This window comes from Planctomycetota bacterium (assembly GCA_016125255.1).
Taxonomy (GTDB): domain Bacteria; phylum Planctomycetota; class Phycisphaerae; order Phycisphaerales; family Zrk34; genus RI-421.
Genome location: WGMD01000009.1, coordinates 199,753 through 214,407, shown reverse-complemented (window position 1 = coordinate 214,407; position 14,655 = coordinate 199,753). Strand labels below are relative to the sequence as shown.

14 protein-coding genes are annotated in these 14,655 nt (G+C 63.5%); all 14 read right to left on the bottom strand.

Annotated features, from left to right (window positions below):
• Positions 1–34: 34 nt before the first annotated feature.
• Complete coding sequence (gene hpnH / locus GC162_09625) at positions 35–1,189, bottom strand: adenosyl-hopene transferase HpnH (protein MBI1368897.1); 1,155 nt, start codon at positions 1,187–1,189, stop codon at positions 35–37.
• A gap of 356 nt (positions 1,190–1,545) precedes the next feature.
• Positions 1,546–2,508, bottom strand: coding sequence for a PEP-CTERM sorting domain-containing protein (locus GC162_09620; GenBank protein MBI1368896.1), 963 nt, complete (start codon positions 2,506–2,508; stop codon positions 1,546–1,548).
• A gap of 465 nt (positions 2,509–2,973) precedes the next feature.
• Positions 2,974–3,627 (bottom strand): hypothetical protein, encoded by a 654-nt coding sequence (locus GC162_09615; protein ID MBI1368895.1) that lies wholly within the window; start codon positions 3,625–3,627, stop codon positions 2,974–2,976.
• A 382-nt stretch (positions 3,628–4,009) separates the two neighbouring features.
• The gene (locus GC162_09610; GenBank protein MBI1368894.1) at positions 4,010–4,600 is read right to left on the bottom strand and encodes a hypothetical protein; all 591 of its coding nucleotides are present in this window, start codon (positions 4,598–4,600) and stop codon (positions 4,010–4,012) included.
• A 151-nt stretch (positions 4,601–4,751) separates the two neighbouring features.
• Positions 4,752–5,498 carry a prepilin-type N-terminal cleavage/methylation domain-containing protein gene (locus tag GC162_09605; GenBank protein ID MBI1368893.1) on the bottom strand — a complete coding sequence of 249 codons (747 nt, stop codon included), beginning with the start codon at positions 5,496–5,498 and terminating at the stop codon, positions 4,752–4,754.
• 59 nt (positions 5,499–5,557) lie between these two features.
• Positions 5,558–7,036, bottom strand: a complete 1,479-nt coding sequence (locus GC162_09600) for a hypothetical protein (GenBank protein MBI1368892.1) — start codon at positions 7,034–7,036, stop codon at positions 5,558–5,560.
• Positions 7,033–8,592: a hypothetical protein gene (locus GC162_09595; GenBank protein MBI1368891.1), complete on the bottom strand. Its 1,560-nt coding sequence runs from the start codon at positions 8,590–8,592 to the stop codon at positions 7,033–7,035. Before GC162_09595 ends, GC162_09600 begins: the two co-directional genes overlap by 4 nt.
• On the bottom strand, positions 8,589–9,116 hold the full coding sequence (locus GC162_09590) for a sigma-70 family RNA polymerase sigma factor (GenBank protein ID MBI1368890.1): 528 nt from the start codon (positions 9,114–9,116) through the stop codon (positions 8,589–8,591). Before GC162_09590 ends, GC162_09595 begins: the two co-directional genes overlap by 4 nt.
• Positions 9,117–9,279: 163 nt before the next feature.
• Positions 9,280–9,975, bottom strand: a complete 696-nt coding sequence (locus tag GC162_09585) for an FkbM family methyltransferase (protein ID MBI1368889.1) — start codon at positions 9,973–9,975, stop codon at positions 9,280–9,282.
• Between the two features lie 81 nt (positions 9,976–10,056).
• Entirely contained in the window at positions 10,057–10,533 is a 477-nt protein-coding gene (gene rpsG, locus GC162_09580) for a 30S ribosomal protein S7 (GenBank protein MBI1368888.1), read from the bottom strand.
• Between the two features lie 130 nt (positions 10,534–10,663).
• Positions 10,664–11,035 (bottom strand): 30S ribosomal protein S12, encoded by a 372-nt coding sequence (locus GC162_09575; protein MBI1368887.1) that lies wholly within the window; start codon positions 11,033–11,035, stop codon positions 10,664–10,666.
• 185 nt (positions 11,036–11,220) lie between these two features.
• Complete coding sequence (locus GC162_09570; protein MBI1368886.1) at positions 11,221–11,514, bottom strand: transcriptional regulator; 294 nt, start codon at positions 11,512–11,514, stop codon at positions 11,221–11,223.
• A 251-nt stretch (positions 11,515–11,765) separates the two neighbouring features.
• On the bottom strand, positions 11,766–12,695 hold the full coding sequence (locus GC162_09565; GenBank protein ID MBI1368885.1) for an ABC transporter permease subunit: 930 nt from the start codon (positions 12,693–12,695) through the stop codon (positions 11,766–11,768).
• Positions 12,696–12,851: 156 nt separating this feature from the next.
• On the bottom strand, positions 12,852–14,594 hold the full coding sequence (locus GC162_09560) for a hypothetical protein (GenBank protein MBI1368884.1): 1,743 nt from the start codon (positions 14,592–14,594) through the stop codon (positions 12,852–12,854).
• Between the last annotated feature and the right edge of the window lie 61 nt (positions 14,595–14,655).

Below are 14,655 nucleotides of genomic sequence, written 5' to 3'. Positions count from 1 at the left end.
ATGTTAACCGACCGCGTCGCCGCTCACGGAAAACTCACGCAGCCGACTCGGCCGGCTCGTTGATGCGGACGGGTTTGCCGTCGATCGTGATATGCGCCAGGTGCGCCAGCGGGCCGTGCTGCTTCGTCGCCTCCTCGGCGAGGCGCTCCTCGGCGGCGGGGTTGGCGTAGGCATTGAAAATCATGGCCTTGACCGTGGCCCACATCCCGCCGAAGCTCGAGAACGTGTGGTCCACCGCCGACGGCTCGTATCCGCAGTGAACCATGCACTGCTGACACGCCTTGTTGCCCGATGCCCGCCCGTAGTTGTCCCAGTCCGTGCCCTCGATGAGTTCCTTGAACGTGTCGACGTACCCGTCCTGAATGAGGTAGCAGGGCTTCTGCCAGCCGAAGATATTGAACGTCGGATTGCCCCAGGGCGTGCACTCGTAATCGCGCTTGCCCATGAGGTATTCCAGGAACAGCGGACTCTGGTTGAAGATCCACTTCTTCTTGCGGTTGGACAGGAGCGTGTCAAAAAACCGCTGCGTGTTGGTCCGCTCGCGGAGGAACGACTTCTGATCCGGCGCCTTGGGATACGCATACCCCGGCGAGACCATCATGCCTTCCACGCCCAATTCCATCATCTCATCGAAGAACGCCCGCACGCTGTTGGGGTCCGCCCCGTCAAAAAGCGTCGTGTTCGTCGTGACACGGAACCCGCGCTGCACGGCGAGGCGAATGCCCTCGCGGGCCGTCGTGAACGTCCCCTCGCGGCAGACGGCGAAGTCGTGGTTCTCTTCCTGCCCGTCCATATGCACGCTGAACGTCAGATACTTGCTGGGCGTGAACCACCCTTCCTCAAGCTTCTCCTTGAGCAACAGCGCATTCGTGCACAGATAAATGTACTTCCGCCGCTTGACCAGCTCATCGACCAGCTCGCGAATCTGCGGGTACATCAGGGGCTCGCCGCCGGGGATCGATACCATCGGCGCATCGCACTCATCGACCGCCCGCAGCGCATCCTCCAGCGGCAGATTCTTCTTCAAAATGTGCGGCGGATACTGAATCTTCCCGCACCCCGCACACGCCAGATTGCACCGGAACAAGGGCTCGAGCATCAGCACCAGGGGATACCGCTTGACCCCGCGCAGCTTCTGCTTGAGCACATACGTCGCCACGGTCCACATCTGCGAAATCGGAACGCCCATGTCTGATTGGTCCCTGGGGAAAGGTCGGTCGGTGGGGTTGAAGCAAAATGTTAGCGGAACGGGCGGGTGAATCAAGTAAGACCTTTCATGATTCCCTCCGCCCGCGCACCAGAGCGCGCCCCTCCCCGATTTTGACCACCCCCGTGCGCCCCCCGTTTTCACCACAAAATCCCCGATTTCGTCGCCCTTCGTCCCATCCCCGTGCGCATAGGCAGGTCCGTGCGCACCGCCGCGGCCACGCCGACATCCCTGTGCGACGCTTTTTAACGACTTACCTCATCCCCCGGCGCACACCGCGCGCACGCGCGTCATCCCCATGCGCCAAACGCGCCGCCCCCGTGCGCTTTGCGACGCAATCACCGCACAACACTTCCCACATTTTCGTCCGCCCTTCCACCCCGCGCCCGCCGCTTGCGGCGCACGAGCAGCGGTGCGGCGGCTCCGAGGAGCAGGGCCGACGTCGGCTCGGGGATGTAGGCGGCGGCGAAGTTGTCGGTGATCACGATGCGGTCGACCGAAGCGGTCTGCCCGTTGTAATAGTCGCCGAACATGCGCAGCTGCGTGAAGGTCTGGCCGGGGGAGAAGTTCGTGGAGTACCCGCCGGTGTATACGAAGTCGGGCGTGCCTTCGATATCGCTGGGGGGATTGACGAAGATGCTGATCTTCTCCGCGGTCCCGCCGCCGCTTGTCGCCGGGCCGCCGGCGTCCTGCTCGAACTTGACGACGATGCGATACGTCTGCCCATCGGCGATCAGGTCGGCGTTGGACACCTTGCGGTCAAAGCTCGACAACTGGCCCGTGCCGGTCTGCCCGAAGACTTCGTCGCCGAGGATGCCGAACGTGACATATCGGCCGGCGCTGTTCTTCCATTCGAGCAGGAACTGATTGGGATTGCTGTCGGCGCCGAGGGCGGCGTCCTGCTTGAAGTAGAACCCGAAGTAGATCGGCCCGGACCCGCTGTTGGGCGAATCGCCGATCGAACGCGTCGCCGAACGGGACAGCTCGAAACTGGCGCGGTCGAGCCGGCTCCCCGCACCGCGCACGAACTGCAAGCGATTGGCCGACGGGTCCAGTCCCCCGGCGGCGATGTTCCATTCCGTGAACCCGGCCGAGAAGAACGCCGACCACGCCCCGCTCCATCCGAACCCCCCCGCCTTTGCGTCCAGATGCGAGCCGACCGTGTACGAGTCGAACGATTCATAAGCCGCTTTGGAAGTCGGCGTGATCCCCAAAAGCATCACCGCCGCGAGTACCGCCATCGCACCCAGCGAAACACATCGTTGGCGATCCCCATCCGCCGCGCACGTGAATTGAAACATGAAAGCGTCTCCTTCGATCCCCCGAAAATCTCATTGCTCACCACCCGATGCCTCGCTCACAACCACCCGGCGACGCCGCCGGCCTCATCGGGCTCCATGCTCCCAATATACACCCTCCACGCGGGAAACCAAGCCAAATCCGCGGGATTTCTCGATTTTCCGAGTCAATTTGCGGACGCAATCGACGATTCATCCGACCCGCACCACCCACCTGAGCCCCACGTTCCCACGTGGGGCTTCCTTGATGATGACTTTTCCATGTGAAGTGAGCCACGCGTGGCAACGCGGGGCTCCGTTCGAGGGATCGCGACGCGGCCGGGCGGGAGGTTGGAGGCGATAACTTCGCCGCGGCCTTCCGCGGGCTCGGCCACTTCGACGCCGACTTGGATGTTCATGACGTCATCGAGATAGAGCGCGACGTCGCGGCCGGCGGCGTGCACCCCATGGATACGCGACTGCAACACTTCAACGTCGGCGGCGAAAGCTCGTCAGGCCGAGCAGGGCCAATCCCGCAGGGAGTGCGGCGGGGGTGGGGACGGCTTCGAAGCTGCTGAGCTCGAAAGCGCCAAGGATCGTGCTGGCGGATTCGCCGGTCTGCAGGATCCATCTCGAATCGGTCGTGCGGAAATACGACCGCGAGCCGTACACGATCGGATTGCTGTAGCGCCAACCGGTCGAGTCGCCGCTGACCCATGAGACGGCCAGCACATACTCCTGCGACGTCACCAACAGGTCGTGCTCCGCCGATTCGATGTGCAAAAGGTCCGTGCCGTTGTTGTTGACGACCGGATTCAGGGCCGAGAAGTTGCCGAAGTTTTCGACGAGCGTGCCCGGCGTCGCGACGCCGTTGCTTTCGTACAGCGCGACGTTGATCGTCGAAGCGGTCGTGCTGAAGCTCAACGCCGCCAGGTCGATGGAGCCGAGATGAGCATCGATGTCGGGCGTGAAGAACGCCGTCTGTGTGGAAAAGGTGGAGGACACCGACCAGCCGGACGTGTCGTACAGCGGCGGGTCGTTGAGGTCGCCGAGCGTCGAAAAGATGTCGCCCATACCGGCCCGGGCGATCGATCCGGCGAACGCAACGGATACTGCAAAAGCAATTGAAGCGGATCGAAACATGAGAATCTCTCCATGACCCGGGTCGCCGAGGCGAACCGCGCGTCGGACCAATGAGACGCCCCAACGTGTACGTGCAACGCCTCTCGAACCGCAGGCCGATTCGTGATGCGTCAACACATCGCACACATGCGACGCGCCGAAATAAGTTCATCGCGAGGAGTGATACCCGGCCTTCGACATCGGTCCTTGAATCAGACTTCTGTCGCCTTTTATTCTCGCGATCTACGCCAATCCGCTTGTAGACGATCGCGGAACGGAGGTCAAGGACAAAATCGTTAATTTTTCAATCACGCTGATCGGATGGACGCTCTTTATCAATAACACAAGCGAATGATTTGACGGGTGAAACCCGACATGGAATCCCTGCCGCGAACGTGTGCGGTCAATCATCGAGCATGCCTTTGCCTTCGAGGATCCGCGGGGTGTGTTTGTCGACGCGGGCGGAACGGGTTTTGGATTGCTTGGCACCGGCGAAGTAGAGCAGGTAGCCGCGCTGGCGGCCGGGGGTCAGGGCGGCGAAGGCCTTTTTGAGCGCGGGGTTTTCGTCGAGCTTCGCCTGCAATTCCTCGGGGACCGCGAAATCCGCGGTCTTCTTCATTTGCACCTTCTGACCGGACTTTTCAATTTCGATGGCTTCGAGCAGGTACGCCTTCAAGACGGGCGCGAGCTTGACGATGCGGTCGAGATGGTCGAATCGGATGACGCGGGCGGACTGCGTGTCCGGGCCGGGCAGTTCGAGAATGTGTTTGGGGTCCTTGAGGAGGACGCCTTTGACGAAGCTGAGCGTGCAGCAGTCCTTGAACGCGCCGAGGAAGGCGATGTTGCGTCCGTGGTCGGTGTAACAGGGGACGCGCCATTTGACCTCTTCGATCAGGGGCGTGTCCAGGACGATGGCGCGCAGCTTCGCAAGTTCCGCGGACCATTTTTTGTTCTTGCGGAGGTAGCCGTCGACGGAAGGATTCGTCTTGTTCATCACCGGATCAATGTCGCGGGAAGACGGCGGCGCGTCAAGGGTGGGGCCGGGAGGCGGGTGAGGATCGTATGAGGGGCATGGGAGACGGGACGCGCCATCATTCGGGGCCGCCCTCACCCCGGCCCTCTCCCGGGGGGAGAGGGAGTTTGCTTCACCAGTATCCGCGGACGTTGCCGCCGCTGGCGGCGGCGTGGATGAACATCTCGCCTTGGGAGAGCCAGCGGACGGAGGCGTCCAGTGTGGCGATATTGCCGCCTTCGCTGCCCAGGTCTTTGCCGGGGTCGTAGTTCTGCGGGCCTTCGACGAGGCCGAGCGGCCCGTGCGAGGCGCTGGCGCTGGGGGGCGTGAACGTGCCGGACTCGATGAGATCGCCGGCCATGGTCCACGTGCCCTTGTCGGTGAGCCGCTGCGGACTGCGCCATTTGACGTACGGGGGGTAGGTCCAGATGGATTCGTCGCGGCCGAAGAGCGTGTAGTAGGTGATGCGAATCTGCGTGACGCCCTGAATGATGACGAAGTCGGGGCCGCGGTCGGGGCAGAGGAAGGTTTTGAGATTGACGGTCAGGTGATCGCTGTAATAGTCGTAGATGGTTTTGTTGATCCAGCTCACGTGATCGACGCGCGTGGGGCTGGTGGCGTTGATGCCGTTGCGGTCCATGCGGGGCAGCGCGTTCTTGTTCTCTCCACCGTACAGGATGGCGCCGAGCGTGACCTGGCGCAGGTTCGAGGCGCATCGCGTGCGTCGCGCGACTTCACGGGCGCGGGAAAGACCCGGCAGAAGAATGGCGATGAGCAGTGCGATGATGGCGACGACGACGAGGAGTTCGATGAGGGTGAAGCCATTTCGGCATTGAGCGCGACATTTAGCGGCGGGGCTTGCCCCGCGCGGCGGGCGCATCGAACCGCGCGGGGAAAGCCCCGCCGCTAAATGCGTATCGGATTGCATCGGTTCGTGCTTCATTTGCGTCGGCGAATCGTCAGCAGGCCCATCAGCGCCAGCCCGGCGGGGAGTGCGGCGGGCGTCGGGGCGGGGATGGCGGCGAGGGTCGAGATCTGCGCGTTGGTCAAGGCGAATTCGTACATGCGGAACAGGGCGATCTTGCCGTCGAATCCGCCGTAGACGCCGTTGACGGCGTAGGAGGCGTTGAGGCCCATGAGGTTGGCGAGTCCTTCGCCCGGCAGCCCCGCCCCGCCATCGTCGCCGGACCAGTCATTGGGCGTAAACGCGGCGGAGGCGCGCAGGGTTCCGTCGACGTAGAGCTTGATCACATCGTTGGCGGTATCGAGCACCATCGTGGTGTGAACCCATGCATTGACGCCCAGGCCCAGCGACGCGAGGTCGACGGTCGCGGAGGCGTAGCTGCCGCCGTTGCGCGTCGTCAATTCGAGGACGGATCCGGAGAGCGAGAGACTCGTGCCGATGCCGTTGCCGCCCAAGTCCATGAGCAGTTGATTGCCGGTGAGGGTGTCGGCGCTGAAGAGCATTTCGAACGAGGCCGGTGCGTCGGTCGGGTCGCCGACGAAGTCGGTCTGGAGCGTCGTGCCGTTGGACCCGTTGAAGAACCCGGCCTTTTCGGAGCCGTTAAAGTCGTAGCAGGTGATCCCGCCGTAGGTGATGGCGTTCTTGGTGACAGCGGCGTTGGCGGCGTCGCGGAAGCGGATGTCAAAGGCGTTGTCGACATCGGCCTGATCGGTCCACTCGTTGTCACCGGACGTGTCGTACTTGGCGTCGAAGTTGAGCGAGGCGCGGGCGAGGGCGAAGACTTCGGAGGCGGAGAGCGTGTTGTTGTAGATGCGCACGTCATCGATGTTGCCCACGAAATTGCGCGTCGTGTCGGAGAGGCCGTTGCCGATGCGGAGGGGGTTGCCGGCGACGGTGTTGATGGCCTGTGCGCCGGAAGAGCTGATCGTCTCGGCGACGCCGTCGACGTAGAGCTTCGCCTCGTTGATGTTCAGTGAGCCGTCGTCATTGAGGGCGACGACGACATGGTGCCAGTTGCCGTCGGCGATGTTGCTGGACCCGACGATGAACCCGCCCTGCACTTCGGATCGGAGGTTGCTGCCGGCCAGACGCACGTCAAAGCGCTGTCCGTTGGTGTTCGTGCCCCATGAGACGAGGGTCGGGTTGGTGTCGGTCTGCGTGCCGGCCTTGATCCACAGCGCGACGGTGCGGGAGGCGGAGCCGACGACGTCGGCATAGTTGGCGCTGGTCTTGGCGGCGCTGGCGTCATCGCCGGCGCCGGTGAGCTTGAGCGAGCCGGCGCCGAGTTTTTTGTTGGTGGTGTCGATGGTGGCATTGGCGCCGAGCGTGGTGTTGGGGCCGACGGCGGCGTTGCCGTTCGTGTCGAAGGACCAGCGGCCGACGAGATCGGCGTGGGCGGTCGCAGCGAGGAGCGCGAGTGCGAGGGACGCGGCGGCGAGTCGTTGGTGGTTCATTCCGATTCTCCTGTGGCTGAGTCACTTGTGGGGCGAATGCGATTGGAGGTCATGAGCCAATTGATCTGTTGGGGCGTGAGGGCGACGTCGGTGACGAGCAGTTCATCGATGTCGCCGCGGAAATAGCGATAGGGTGTGTTGAGGTAGCGTCCGATGACCAGATTGCCGGGGCGGGTGTCGACGGGCTGGGGGCGGACGGCGGAGGTCGCTTCGGGTTGAGCGTCGACGTAAAGCAGCGCCTGCGCAATGTCGGTCGAACCGGGGCGGAAGACGACGGCGATGTGGTGCCATTTGCCGTCGCGCAGATCGGTCGAGCCGACGATGTACCCGTTCTGCACTTCGCAGCGCAGCGCCCCGATGACGGCATTGCCGGTTTGTTCGCTGTTCCAACAGACCTGCCATTTGCCGCCGGCGAACGCGCGGTCCGGGTCGCCCCAGCACAGGATGGCGTAGGCATTGGCGGGGTCGGCGGTCTTCGGGATACGCACCCACGCCGCGCAGGTCCGCTCCGACGAACCGACGATGCCGGGCAGGTCCGTCTCGATCACGCGATGTCCGTCAAAGTGCATCGCCTTGCCGAAGCGGCCGGGCACGAAGTCGGGGGCGTCGATCGTCATCGCCGAGAGGGTCATGCGGCCGTCGGCGCTGACCGTGCGGGCGTCGCCGTCGAAGCTGATCTGCGTGTAGCCGATCGGGACAAGCCGGGCGAGTTCGGCGGCTTCGAGTGCGAGCGTGGCGGTCGCGCCGCGGGGGAGTCGGCAGGATTCGCCGGCCGCGAGGAATCTCATCTGATCCCCGATCGTCAGCGCCACTTTCCCTTCGCGCACCAGCAGACTGGTTCCATCGGGATCGACGTCGACGGCGAAGTGCGTGCCCAGATCGATGATGGAGGCGTCGCCGGGCAGATCGACGACGAAGCCGATCGCTTCATGAGGCACGTAGGCGTCGATGCGGCCGCGGTCGAGGCGGGCGCGTTTGGATTCGAGCGTGGCGAAGTGACAGGGGCCGGTCATGTCGATGACGGCTCCGCTGCGGAACATGATCTGCGCCCGGCCGGCGACGAGATTGACATCGCCGGGGTGCAGATCGGAGCCGAGCGTCAGGTCGGAGCCGGCGAGGCGTGCCCCGGCGGAAAGGTCGCTGATCATGGCGATGGCGGAGCGAGCCATCGGCGTGCCCGTCGTGCGATGCTTCGACGGGGGCGCTGAAGGCAGGTACACAGCCGTGAGCGCGGCGGCGAGGAGGACGGCGGCGGCGATCGCGTACCACACGCTTCGCCGCGAAGCGCCGCTCCGTGCAGGCAGCGCCGGCGCGATGATGAGCGGGGCATCGTCGCTGACCAATTCGGGTTTGCCGACCTCCGAACCCTGAACCGTGAACCCTTCATCGACGGCGGCGTGCTGCCAGAGCAGGGCGCCGTGAAGCTGCATGTAATGCGAGAACGTCAGGCGTGCTCCTTCGTCTTCGCGGAGCAATCCGCAAAGCTCGGCGTGGTCCGGCGCGGTGATGGAGCCGTCGAGCAGATCGTCGATGAGACGGGTCAGCGGGGCGCTCATGTGGCGTCCCCCGTGAGCGTGCGCTCGATGCATTTGAGCAGCGCGCCGCGGATGCGGTACAGCGCCTGCTTGATCGCCCCGCTGCTGCGGCCGACCTGCTCGGCGACGCGATCGACGGAGGCGTCCTGCTGATACCGCCGGGCGACAAGGTCGCGGTCGGCGAGCGCGAGCTTGTCCAGACAATGGACCAGTGCCGTGCGTCGCTCATCGTAATGGGACACCTGCTGCGCCGCCGTCTGGGCAAGCTGACTCACCAGCGACGAATCGAACCCGAGCCAGTTCTGCCGCGTGCGGCGCTTCAAATAAGCGAGCGTCTGGTAGTAGGCGATCGTCGCCGCCCAGGCATTAAAATCGCTGCCCATCTCGAACGTCTCGCTCTTTTCCCAAAGGACGAGATTCGTCTCCTGCAAGACGTCGTCCGCCTCCGCCGGCCGGGGCAGGAGCGTGAGGATATAGGCGTAAAGCCGCCGCTGGGCGTCGGTGACCAGTCGAACAAACTCTGCCTGCCTCTGGCGGTCGTTCATGGGGACTCCATGAAGATATAGCCGCGGCGGCGGTTTGGTCAGGGGGCGTGAGGGAATATTTTCAGGGAGGATCAGGCCAGGAAACTCGAAATCCAAAACTAGAAACCCGAAACCCGAAACCAGAAACTAGAAACTAGAAACCAGAAACTAGAAACTCAAACCCCTACGCCCTTATAAAACTGAATTCCTCACCCGTCGCGGCGACGGCGAAAACCTTGTACCCCGCGGCGTTGAGCCGGGCGATGGCATGACGTGTCCGCTCCAGATGTTTACCGCTCATGCGGTGATGAAACTCCACCAGGAACTGGCGGATGTCCAGCGACTGGTCGAGCATGTCGTCGATCACATCGTATTCCGCCCCCTCGATGTCCATCTTCACCAGATCAATGTGATCGTGGCCCAGTTCGGCCATGAGCGTCGTGAGCTTGCGGACCGGCGCGCTGACCTGACCCGCCGCCCCCGATTTCATCGTGAACGACACATGCGACTCGTCCGCCGGCGCGTCGAACGACGCTTCGCCGTCGAAGTTCGCCACGCCCACCGGGTGAAACACAAACCCCGGCGGCACGCTTTGCTGCTCGACCCATGCCATCGACCGCGGCGTCGGGTCGTACGCATGCACCGTCAGCTTGTAGCGATCGATGAGCGAGAGGTCGAAGCTGATGTCCGTGCCGACGCCGAAGGCGTAGACGATGCTGTCGGCGTTGAGCGAGCCGGCCACGATGTTCCATCCGCCATAGTCGGACCCGTGCCGCTCGACGGGCAATCGGATCTGCACGCCCTGCATCAGATCCCGGCCGCTCATGTAACGAAAAAACCGGCGAACGCGTCGGACGGCTTGGACAAAAGTGCTCGCCATCGTGCGGGTCGCCGGTTGGGGGTGTCGAACCAGTCGGAACCTGAATCCGGGGCTTGGCTGCCCTGAGCCCGCGGCTTGGGGTTACCAGGCAAAGTGGGCGAACGCCTTGTTGGCGTCGGCCATGCGGTGGGTCTGTTCCTTGATGTTGACGGCCTTGCCTTCGCGGTTGGAAGCGTCATAAAGCTCGCGGGCCAGACGGTGCGACATCGGCTTGCCCTTTTCCTCGCGGGCGCTGGTGATGATCCAGCGGTAGGCCAGCGACATCTGACGACGGCGGTTGACCTGCATCGGGACCTGGTAGTTGGCGCCGCCGACGCGCTTGGAGCGGACTTCGACGCGGGGCTTGACGTTCTCGATCGCCGCCTCGAAGACTTCCATCGCGCTGGGCTTGCCCTTGGTGCGCTCCTCGATCAGCGCCAGCGCATCGTACACCACGCGCTCCGCGACGGACTTCTTGCCGTCACGCATGACGCAGTTGATGAAACGGGCGAGGGCTTTGGATCCGAACTTGGGGTCGGGACGGAGTTGGTCTTCGGCGCGGGTGATTCTTCCAGCCATGGTGGGTTCCTTTCGGCTCGTCTGCCCCGAAGCGATTCGGGGCTTCGTTCACCGGCCCGTCGGGCGGGCGGGTTACTTGCCGGGGTGAAAATGAAAACGCGGGGCGATGCCCCGCCGCTAAACGGTGAGGTTACTTGCCCTTCTTCTGGCCGTACTTGGAGCGGGACTGCTTGCGGCCGTCGACGCCGAGCGTGTCGAGGGAGCCGCGGATGATGTGGTAGCGCACACCGGGCAGGTCACGCACGCGGCCGCCTCGGACGAGCACGATCGAGTGCTCCTGAAGGTTGTGGCCTTCGCCGGGGATGTAGGCGGTGACTTCGTTGCCGTTGCTGAGGCGCACGCGGGCGACCTTGCGAAGCGCCGAGTTGGGCTTCTTGGGGGTCACGGTGCGGACGTTGAGGCACACGCCGCGCTTCTGCGGGCTGTTGCCCAGGTCCTTGACCTTGGACTTGGCGGTCTGCGGGCGGCGGGGGTTGCGGATCAACTGATTAATCGTGGGCATAGCGCGCTACCAGTACGGGTTTGCTCGGGTCCAATCGAAGGGGCAAGTATATCAGCGCGTTTTGACACAGGCAAGACGCCCCCCATAAACAAAGCGACCGCGAACTGGGGGGCAGTCGCGGCCGCTTTGCTCTCTTGGTTCTCACGACCGGGCGACGGATTTCCCTGAATCCAGCCCACACTTTCTCAGATCATTTCCCCGCCTTCTCGGTCTTCGTTCTCCGCCGCTTCCTCTTCGAGCATCTTGCGGAGGTAGTTGTTTTCCCGACGCGTCGCCTCCAGATCGAACATCAGGTACTTGATCGACAGCCGCAGGTAATCGAGACTTTCCTGCAGGTCCGACACCGTCTTGCGAAGCTTCTGGTGCCGGTTCTGGGTGGCGTCGGCCAGGGCCTGGAGTTTGGCACGCTCGCTGGCGGGCAACGTCGAAATCTCGCTCATCAGTTCCGCCAGTTTGGTCTGGAAAACGTTTTCGTCCATGGAAATGCGTCCTCGTAAATGGGCTGAACCCAGTCAGCCGGTGACGAAAGGACTTAGAACAAGCCCGTTGCCACACGAAAACGCGGGATCACGCTTGCGGACGCATCCAAACCTAATCCATGATGAATCATGGCTTTACGAGCGAAAACAAATTTTCATGGGTCAAAAACGCCTGTCGGACGGTCGCGACGGATGTGGCGTGCATGCATCATCGCCCCTCGGGCCTGTTGCTTTGCGGCAACACTGTTGCGTCAAAGCTCGATGCGCGGATCGACGAGGGTGTACGCGACATCGACGAGCAGATTGAAGACGATCAGCAGCACGGCGTAGACGAGGACGACGCCCATGCTCAGAAACAGGTCCTTGTTCTGCACCGCGGCGACGAAGTGCTGGCCCATGCCGGGGATGTTGAACACCTGCTCGACGACGAACGACCCGGTCATCGCCCCCGCCGCCGCCGGGCCCAGAAAGCTGAGCACGGGCAGGAAGGCGACCTTCAGACCGTGCTTGAAGACGACCTTGCCGGGGGCGAGCCCCTTGGCGCGGGCGGTGCGGATAAAGTCGCTGGTCATGACATCGATCATGCCCAGCCGGGTGAGCCGGGCGATGTACGCGGCGAAGGGGAGACTGAGGGTGATCATCGGGAGGATCATCTGACTGAGGCCGCCCCAACCGATGGGGACCCAACGCAGATTCAGGCAGAAGATCGCCAGGAGCGCCGAGCCGGTCACGAAGGTCGGCAAGCTGATGCCGACGAGGACGATGCCCAGCGAGACGCCGTCGAAGACGCCGCCGATGACGCCGACGACGACGCCGACGATCAGCGCGATGACGATCGCGCCCAGTCCCAGTTCGACGCTGACGGGCAGGGACGAGCCGATGATCTGATTGACGGTCCAGTCGGTGTAGGACATGCTCGGCCCCAGGTCGCCGCGGATGACCCCGCCGCGCCGCACGCCGTCTTCATCGCGCTTGCCGATGAGGTATTGGACGTAGCACTTGACGGGATCGTCGAGACTGTAGCGGGCGAGCATGGCTTCGACGATGCGCTGCTCGGGCACGCGGTCGCCGCGCTGCAGCGGATTGCCCGGCACGACCCACGCCAGCATGAACGTGCCCGTGTAGATGACCCACAGGAGCAGCGGCAGTTGGGCGAGTCGGATGGTGATGAATCGAAGCATGAGTGTTCGCCGCATGGCCCTCCCCCGCGAGGGGGAGGGTTGGGTGGGGGTGAATCGTATCAGGTCGACCCGCGTCCGCATCGATGTGCAGACAATCTGAACTGATACGCTTCACCCTCCCCCAGCCCCTCCCTCAAAGGGAGGGGGGTTCACGTGCTACCGGCCGCCGGTGATCTTCATCAAGTGATACATCTGCAGATTCCGCGGGTGCAGACTCACGCCGCTGACGCGCTTGGGGTCGTACATGTGCAGCAGCTTGTAGTAGTAGAGCGGGACGATGGGCATCTGGTCGGTCATGACGTAGTTCTCGGCTTCGCTGAGGATGTTCAGGCGCTTTTGCGGATCGAGCGTCCGGGCGGCCTCGGCGAGCATCGCGTCGTATTTCGGATCGGTGAAGCGCCCTTCATTTTTCGGATCGCCCGTCTGGAAGAGGTTCAGGAACGTCGTCGGATCGGTGTAGTCGCCGAACCATCCGCCGCGCGCGATCATGAATTTGCCTTCGCCGCGGCGGGTCAGAAAGACTTTCCATTCCTGCGCGTCGGTCGCCACTTTCACGCCCAGTTCGTCGGCCCACATCTTGGCGATCGCCTGAGCGATGTTGTCGTGACCGGACCCGGTGTTGTAGGTCATCTCGATGACGGGCAGGCCCTGGCCGCCGGGGTAGCCGGCTTCGGCGAGCAGCTTGCGCGCCAATTCGGGATCGCGATCCAGCCCCGCCGGCGAGCGATACCCTTCGATCGCACCCTTCGGGACGAACACGTTCGTCGGCGTCTGGTAGAGCCGGGTGACGCGCTCCGTCAGCGCCTTCTTGTCGATCGAGAGGGCGAACGCCTTGCGCACGCGCGGATCGTAAAACGGATTATCCCGCCCGTCCGCCAGTTTCTTCTGCGCATTGAACACGTAGTAGTAGGTCCCGTACCCGTCCACCTCATGCACATCGTCGCGCAGCCCGGCGCGGCCGGCGGCGATCAGTTCGGGCGTGATCTTCAATGCCTCCGCGCCGATCATGACATCCAGCGATCCGCTTTCGTAGGCGACGAACATCGTGCCGGGGTCTTTGTAGTTGTCGAGCCGTACGGTTTTGCACGCGACGTTCTGGGCGTTCCAGTAGTACGGATTGGCGGCGAAGCTCAGGTAGCGCTTGAACTGCCAGTCGGTCAGAATGTAAGGCCCGTTGCAGACGATGTGATCGGGTTTGACCCACTGGGGATCGCGGCGGAGCATGCGCGAGGAGCCGTCGACGTGCGTCATCGGTTCGACGACGTGCCGGGGCAGCGGGAACGTCGGCCAGGACGCGAAGATTTCGAGCATGTAGGGAATATGCCGCTCGGTGGTGACGGACAGCGTGTGCTCATCGATGAGTTTGACGCTCACGAGCTCGTCGAACCTGGCGATGCTGTCTTGCACGCGCTGGCGCGCCGCCGCCATGCGGGCGGACGGATCGGCGATGGCGTTGACCTGCTCCAGCGCCTTGTCGCACCAGTCGAAAAAGGCCTTCCCGCCTTTGATGTCCAGAAGGAACTGCTGATAGGGCTCGGCGGTGTCGGGCATCAGGCCGATGCGCCAGGTGTAGCGGAAGTCCTGCGCGGTCAGCGGCGAGCCGTCGGACCAGCGGGCGTCGGGGCGGAGATGGAAGGTGAACGTGTTGCCGTCTTCGGAGATGTCCCATGAGGACGCGATGCCGGGGATGACGGTGAACTTGTCGGGGTCGAAGGTGCAGAGTCCTTCAAAGAGCGCATAGGCGACGCGGACGTCTTCGGTGGCTTCGACCATCTGCGGATCGATCGTGCCGATCGAGGTGTACGCGCTGACCAGCTCGGCGCGCGGCTCGGGGCGGTCCCATGCCATGAACGCCGCCAGCAGCACGGCGATGAGAATGAACGGAATCAACACGCGCATCAACGACGCACTCCATCAGGAGCGCGCCATCATAACGGATTGTGCGAGCACGCGAAGACCA

Excerpts from the sequence above, each read along its gene's own strand:
- hpnH (MBI1368897.1), bottom strand. The coding sequence starts at position 1,189 with ATGGGCGTTCCGATTTCGCAGATGTGGACCGTGGCGACGTATGTGCTC.
- GC162_09620 (MBI1368896.1), bottom strand. The coding sequence starts at position 2,508 with ATGTTTCAATTCACGTGCGCGGCGGATGGGGATCGCCAACGATGTGTT.
- GC162_09615 (MBI1368895.1), bottom strand. The coding sequence starts at position 3,627 with ATGTTTCGATCCGCTTCAATTGCTTTTGCAGTATCCGTTGCGTTCGCC.
- GC162_09610 (MBI1368894.1), bottom strand. The coding sequence starts at position 4,600 with ATGAACAAGACGAATCCTTCCGTCGACGGCTACCTCCGCAAGAACAAA.
- GC162_09605 (MBI1368893.1), bottom strand. The coding sequence starts at position 5,498 with ATGCGCCCGCCGCGCGGGGCAAGCCCCGCCGCTAAATGTCGCGCTCAA.
- GC162_09600 (MBI1368892.1), bottom strand. The coding sequence starts at position 7,036 with ATGAACCACCAACGACTCGCCGCCGCGTCCCTCGCACTCGCGCTCCTC.
- GC162_09595 (MBI1368891.1), bottom strand. The coding sequence starts at position 8,592 with ATGAGCGCCCCGCTGACCCGTCTCATCGACGATCTGCTCGACGGCTCC.
- GC162_09590 (MBI1368890.1), bottom strand. The coding sequence starts at position 9,116 with ATGAACGACCGCCAGAGGCAGGCAGAGTTTGTTCGACTGGTCACCGAC.
- GC162_09585 (MBI1368889.1), bottom strand. The coding sequence starts at position 9,975 with ATGGCGAGCACTTTTGTCCAAGCCGTCCGACGCGTTCGCCGGTTTTTT.
- rpsG (MBI1368888.1), bottom strand. The coding sequence starts at position 10,533 with ATGGCTGGAAGAATCACCCGCGCCGAAGACCAACTCCGTCCCGACCCC.
- GC162_09575 (MBI1368887.1), bottom strand. The coding sequence starts at position 11,035 with ATGCCCACGATTAATCAGTTGATCCGCAACCCCCGCCGCCCGCAGACC.
- GC162_09570 (MBI1368886.1), bottom strand. The coding sequence starts at position 11,514 with ATGGACGAAAACGTTTTCCAGACCAAACTGGCGGAACTGATGAGCGAG.
- GC162_09565 (MBI1368885.1), bottom strand. The coding sequence starts at position 12,695 with ATGCTTCGATTCATCACCATCCGACTCGCCCAACTGCCGCTGCTCCTG.
- GC162_09560 (MBI1368884.1), bottom strand. The coding sequence starts at position 14,594 with ATGCGCGTGTTGATTCCGTTCATTCTCATCGCCGTGCTGCTGGCGGCG.